General features: G+C 36.4%; 4 protein-coding genes, 1 pseudogene and 1 other annotated feature. Of the genes and pseudogenes, 4 read left to right on the top strand and 1 reads right to left on the bottom strand.

Translation table 11 applies throughout. The features are described from left to right. Positions 1-115: 115 nt before the first annotated feature. From FAR12_RS19620 to FAR12_RS19605, 4 genes and pseudogenes are all read left to right on the top strand, one after another. Positions 116-442: pseudogene (locus tag FAR12_RS19620) on the top strand (peptidase M28); the annotation flags it as partial. 201 nt (positions 443-643) lie between these two features. Next, positions 644-909, top strand: a binding site (T-box leader). Positions 910-1,033: 124 nt separating this feature from the next. Continuing rightward, positions 1,034-1,990, top strand: coding sequence for a hypothetical protein (locus tag FAR12_RS19615; RefSeq protein ID WP_126410472.1), 957 nt, complete (start codon positions 1,034-1,036; stop codon positions 1,988-1,990). 189 nt (positions 1,991-2,179) lie between these two features. Further along, positions 2,180-3,883 (top strand): IS200/IS605 family accessory protein TnpB-related protein, encoded by a 1,704-nt coding sequence (locus FAR12_RS19610; RefSeq protein ID WP_126410471.1) that lies wholly within the window; start codon positions 2,180-2,182, stop codon positions 3,881-3,883. A 98-nt stretch (positions 3,884-3,981) separates the two neighbouring features. Then, on the top strand, positions 3,982-4,644 hold the full coding sequence (locus FAR12_RS19605; RefSeq protein WP_126410470.1) for a phosphotransferase: 663 nt from the start codon (positions 3,982-3,984) through the stop codon (positions 4,642-4,644). Positions 4,645-5,042: 398 nt separating this feature from the next. Here the strand turns inward: FAR12_RS19605 and FAR12_RS19595 are convergent, their stop codons facing one another. Further along, the gene (locus FAR12_RS19595) at positions 5,043-6,110 is read right to left on the bottom strand and encodes an ATP synthase beta subunit C-terminal domain-containing protein (RefSeq protein WP_126410469.1); all 1,068 of its coding nucleotides are present in this window, start codon (positions 6,108-6,110) and stop codon (positions 5,043-5,045) included. Between the last annotated feature and the right edge of the window lie 414 nt (positions 6,111-6,524).

Raw genomic sequence — 6,524 nt, 5'->3', positions numbered from 1 at the left:
TCATTATATATATTCTTACTCATAATAATCCTCCGCCCATATTCATTAAATCTATTGAAACACAAAAACCCCGGATAGGGGGCACTTTTTTATCAGTGTCCGATATCCGGGGTATAGTTCAATGGGGAAAGGTCCTCAAATTTTACTATATGATGCTTCGATGGTATCTCATAAAGGACTTCGCGATTTCGTAACTGGTGTTGCAGATGAATTAAATATTCCTTATCAGTTTGATACAGTAGCTGGTGGTGGAACAGATGCAGGTTCGATTCACCTTTCAAACCATGGTGTTCCTTCATTAGCAATCGGAATCGCAACACGTTATATTCATTCTCATGCTGCAATGCTTCATCGTGATGACTATGAAAATGCAGTGAAATTACTGGTTGAAGTAATTAAGCGACTAGATCAGGATGCAGTGAATAAGATTACGTTCGAATAACAAGGAATGCAAATTTGTAGAGATAGTGTGCTAAATAACAAAATGTTTAGCACACTATTTTTTTGCCAACTTAATGATGATCAGTGATATTAGCATAAATTTAAATCACATGTGAAGAAACGCTCTTAATCAGACAATAGTGAATTTTCGCTATTGACCAAATCATTTATATCACCTAAAATACTCCTAATCAACTAAATTAAAAATGCGATGAAGAGAAGAGTAATTTAGATTAATTATTTCCAGAGAGCTCCTGTTTGGTGAAAAGGAGTAGTAATGATCTTAATGAAAAAAGGCTTGGAGCTTTGCACGGATCTAGGATGGGAGTCTTAGTGATACTGTGACGGGATCTCACGTTAAAGGGATAGGGTATATGCATATTGATTTTCCGTACCCGAAGAGGTTGATATGGTAACATATCGACAAACTGAGGTGGTACCACGAAGCAGATAGCTCTCGTCCTCAAGATGAATAATCTTGGGGGTGGGAGCTTTTTTGTTTGATCAAATGTTACAGATCCCAATAGTATTTCGATTTAGGGATGTGTTGACTAAAGAGCCGTAGAAAGGCTTGTTAATTAGGAGGGCGAATATGGAATCAAAAGACATGAAAGCAATACAAAGAGTTTTAGATAAAATTGGTGTAGAAGATTTGATGAACATATTATGTAAGGAAATTCCTCTTTCTGACTTAAATACTCTCTTACTTGAAGTGTTTAGACAAAAGACGAATGATATTACAGCAGTTGATTTGCTAAAAAAATATTCCATGAACCGATTTGTTCAGCCTTCTGAAATTGATCCTATCTGGATGAAACAATTAGAGGTAGAACTATTGAAGATTAGCAAAAGTTCTTTGTACACGCCTATACAAATATCGCCTGTTTCTCCACTAGGCTCTTGTTCGGTAATAGCGACAGCTAATCAAAATAAAGTAATATCGGCGTTAAGAGGAACTGAAGTAGTATCTGATGCCACCAATGTTTTAGCCCTACATGTATGTGATTTACTGAAAAAAGGGAAGTTGAAGAACGATTCGGATTTCATAAGATTTAGTACGTCACATAGACATGTACGTGCTCAAAAGTTTGAACAACAAGGCCTTGTTCCTCATTTTAATATTTTCTGTATGGTTACGTCAGGAAAAGATAAGGGATCCTATTCTTTTGAACAACAGGCTCTTTTCGAACATATCAGGGTATATCGAGATATCTTCAAGACAGTATTTAATACTGATATTACAGTAAGTCTAAACGCTTCCAGGGGATATGCTGATAGCAAAGGCTTAATTCAAAGACTGAGTGATTACATGAATAAACAATTACCAGAAGTTAGTTTAGTTAAAAATTCAATAGAAAGGGATAATCTGTACTATCAAGGCCTACAGTTCACAATTACTGCTAAATTAAATGGGCGGGAAATTAATATCGGGGATGGAGGTATTGTTGATTGGTCCCAGCAATTATTAGGCAATAAGAAAGAGAGAATGTTCATTAGTGGAATTGGCTTAGATTTGATCTATTATATCTTAGTAAACGAGGGCCATTAAACTAAAGAGGCGATAATTCAAGAGAGATTATCAACACTAGCGAGAAGACTCCTTCCTCAACGACGTAGGGAGGAGATGAATCGCTTTTTGTGTCTATTTTCAAAATTAAATAAAAACAAAGGGACAAGGTTTTGAATTTTTGGTAAAATAAAAGTAAGAACAAATGTTCCTTTTGGAGGTGGTTGAGAAATGAGGAAAACTTATTTTTCTACTCGTGTATACAAAAATACGTTACCTGAAAAATGTACGAATTCTATTTCTCATGCCCATCTTTTGTTTAGCCGTGCCAAACAATTCTCATTCCAAATACAAGTGTTAGAAAAACGGTCTAGTGAATCGAGAAGGAAAAAATCTTTGCACCTTGCTGTAAAGGAACGGTTTCAATTGAATGATCATTATGCAGGTAGTGCTGTTCAAGAAGCAAACGCCTTGATCAAATCGCAAAAGGAACTTCAAAAAATGTATATCGAAAATAAAGAAGTTCAAATCACTTCGGTTAAAAAGAAAATAAAATCAACCAAACGCCATTTAACGACTCTTTTAAAAATCAAACAATCTTTTGTAAACGGAAATCCAAAATTCAATCAAACCTCCAGAGAACAACAATTTGGCCATTTTTTTGTGGTGAAATTCTATGAGAAAACAGACATTTACTATCACGCATATCAATTTGAACATGACTATTTAGATGTTCAAATCGCTCATTTTAGAAATAAATTAGGTCGATTGAAATTCAGATTAGATAGATTGCAAAAGGAGCTCGAAAGCTTAAAACATAACACTAAAAGTGTAGTCTTTGGCACGAAAAAATTATTCAAGGCTCAACACACAATAGAAAACTATCAAAACGATCATCAACAATGGCGAAAAGATTGGGAACAAGCTCGCTATCATCAAATGACGATTAGTGGACGAAAAGATGCCAAAGTCGGCAATTTCGTGTTTTGTTATATTCCAGAGACGCGAGAACTTCATTTCACAACCCCGGATGGGACTAAGATAAAGATTGAAAACCTTGTATTTCCATATGGTCAAGAACAGGTTGACCACGCAATTGAAACACAGATCAGCTGCAAAAACAAAAAGAAATACGGCAAACCCATTGCATGGTCTGTGGAAGACCATGGGGACTATTATATTTTCAAATGCATAGTCGATGTGCCAGAGAAACCTCATAAAAATCATAGTCGTGCAGACGGCTTATTAGGTCTGGATTTAAATGTAGACCATATCGCCTGGTCCAATATCAATGCAAAAGGTCAACTGATAAAATCAGGTGTGTTTTCTTTCAATTTGGAAACGAAAACGTCTGAACAAATTACAAAAGTGATTGAAAACAAAGCAGTCGTTATTGCTGATTTAGCGATGAAGTTAAATAAACCAATTGCTTTGGAAAAATTAAATACCACCCAATCCAAAATATCTCATCCATACGGCAATAGAAAAGCCAATAAAGCGATGAGTCAATTTGCGTACAATAAAATGATTTCTGCCATTAAAAATCGGGCAGAGAAAATGGGGGTAGCCGTGTTTGATGTGAATCCCACTTATACCTCCCAAATTGGCAAAATTAAATACATGAAGCGTTTGGGAATCTCGATTCACCAAGCCGCTTCTTATGTGATTGCACGACGTGCAATGGGATTCAAAGAAACACTTCCACCAGTGTTGCATTCCCTGTTACCGGAGAAGATAGCAGGTCTACATCACTGGGCGCAGTGGAAGTGGGTTTCATTATGCCTATCCGATGTTCGTAAACACGCGTTCTATCGGATAGAACTTTTTGCCTGCGACAAGATTGACTCGCTGAATCAACTCTTTCCTCAAGGGGCTCTTTCAGACTTGGAGGTAAAAGGTTTGTCAAAGGTGAAAAGTAGAAAACCCATTGCCTAGTTGAACGGGTGATGGTCTACTAAATTCTTTAGTAGCCTTTTTAGGAATCCCCTTCCTCAAAAATCCATTTGGATTTTAGGTAGGGGTAGTTCAACGTTATGGAGCACGTAGATGGGAAAAATCTTCTTCCTGGCACTTTAAATGTGAAACAGATGTATAGTCTAGGTCAAATGACTGGTCATATGCACAATGTTGCCAACGACGGGACAAACAAAAATGATAGAAATCCAAAATTCATTCCTCCGAGTGTTGAACAACGCTTAGACTATTGGAAATCGTTTTATAAAACAATTGATGAAAACGATATGTTTGTAGAGTTGTTAGAAATCCAAATCAAAGCAACTAAACATTTTAGTTTAGAACTGATCAGCTCCTGTGAAACAGGTTGGGCACACCGTGATTTATGGGTTGATAATATTCTATTTACTGGTGATCAATTATCTTCAATTCTTGATTTCGATCGATTTGCTTTTGATTATCCTGAATTAGATATTGCAAGAGCAATAATGTCAGGGGCATTTAATGGAAGTACTTTTAATTCAAATAGTGCCAAGGCTTTTTTGGACGGGTATAGAACAATAAGAAAACTAGAAAAAGGGGTGTTTGCTCGATCTCTTTATGCATTGTGGTATTTAGAAAGTACTTGGTGGATAAACCCTAACCTCAGTCTGGATAGATACCAAGTAGTACAATTCCAAAATGAGATGACTTGGTTAGGAAAAAATCTTTCTGAGTTAAGAGCGATGTATGGATCTTGGTAAAGAATTTTTCTGGGATCTAGGGAATTTCTAATTAATCTAAAGGAGCGGCATAATCTAAGAAGGTTTAAATTTTTTTTTGAACAAATGAGGCAGAATAGATGAAAGCGCCCCTTCTAAAAAGAAGCGCTTTCTCATTCCTATCTTAGTACGCCAAAGGGAAGAAATGCATGAACTCCTTTTGAAGTATTTACTATTTGAGTAATTCGTAAGTCTACGACCAAGGTACTGATGTCCAAAATCTACCGATTAAACCCATGTTCATTAGAGGAACCTAGAAAAAGATTCAATGATGTTGATGCCTAAACAATTTGGGCAATTCTTAATCGGTCCTGTCTATATTAGGAATGCGAAACTAAGTCAAACCCTAGATTAAGCTCAAACAGAAGCTTATGCATATGTTAACCCTCTCCCAATTGAATGCTCCCAATGAACTCTAGTTCAGCTACATCTTTAGAATCTACGGTTCCGTTCAAAATTTCTTTAACATCATTTAAAGTATCTTGAAGGCTTACAGATTGGCCCAACTTTTTTGTAAAAGGCTCGGCAACATAAAAAGACTGAGTTAAATATGCTTCAAGTCTCTCACCTCTTTGATAGGTTTGTAACTCAGAAGTCGGAATTCTTTCAATCCCACTAACATTCACTAATGCTCGGAGTTCCCGATAGCGGCGAAGAAGTTTTTGGGCTTTTTGTTGAATTGTGAAGTGTTCTTGATCTAAATGTGCTCCTTCGAGTACAGATGATGTAGAACTTAGAGGATTAACAGCTGGATAGCGGTGTCTTGCAACAAGATCTGCATCGAATTGCCATAAGGTTTCAAGTGGTCCGAAAGGTAAATCTTCATCGACAACTTCACCTGTCAAATCCACGAGGAAAGTTGTAACAGAGTGAATTCCAATACCTTGAAGATTTTCCTGCAATTGTTGAATGCCACCTGTTATCACATGGGTTCTGTCTGCAACGAATATAATATCGTTGTCTCCACCAATATTCGCTATACGCTCATAAGTTTCTTCAATTGTGTTTGTAATGATTTCTACATTTTCAACGAGATCATTTAAACCTTGGTGATCACCTTGAGGCATTAAAAGAATTGTTTTGTAGGGTTCATTCTTAAAGCGATAGAGTAATTCTGCTAATACAACGAGTTGCCCCATTCCAGGGCGTGCAACCAGACCGACAGTACCTCCTTTTGCGATAGGAGCAAATAAATCTAAAGTTTTAATTTTAGTTTCTATCATTTCCATTTTCTCCCCTCTAATAATTAATTCATCCAAACTACAATCGGCTAAGGAAGCAAGTGCAACTAAAGTTCTAACCTCAGCTCTGCCAACAGGTATTTTTCCTGTGCAAAGGTTAGAAACGGTGGCTGGTCGCAACCCGACTTGCCGAGCTGCGCTTGTTAGATTTGGTACTTTCCTGCGTAATAAACTTACATTTAATCTTAAGTCATCTGTTTTTTCCATAACTTCCCTCCTTTACTTTATATAGTAAAATAAATTACGTTGAATCGCAACATAAAATTACTTTTGAATTTAATTTTTATTACTTTTTGGAGTAAAAATGAGAAGGTGCTAGTCAAGAGGAGCGTTAATGAAAGGAGGGATCAACAATTTCTTCTTTACAAGTTAATGTATAACAATCAAGTTTAGCTAAAGAAACAGGCTCAGATTTTTCTATTTCTTTGCAGGAAGTGCTGCTATTATTGTTGAAATTATTACCCTAAAGTGTTGAATTTGAGGAGTGGTTAATAGTCATGCTGCGTATATTAACATTTTAATTGAGTGGGCTAAAGGCCATCTGAATTCTAAAGAACAATGTTTTCTGAGCTTGCAAGTAATAGACTACTTCTTCTAGTAGGAGTAAGGATTTTTTCAATA

Origin of the sequence: Bacillus yapensis (genome assembly GCF_005280205.1) — a bacterium.
Classification (GTDB): domain Bacteria; phylum Bacillota; class Bacilli; order Bacillales; family Cytobacillaceae; genus Robertmurraya; species Robertmurraya yapensis.
Note: the sequence above shows the minus strand (reverse complement) of the source record. Positions and strands in the feature narration are given on the sequence as shown.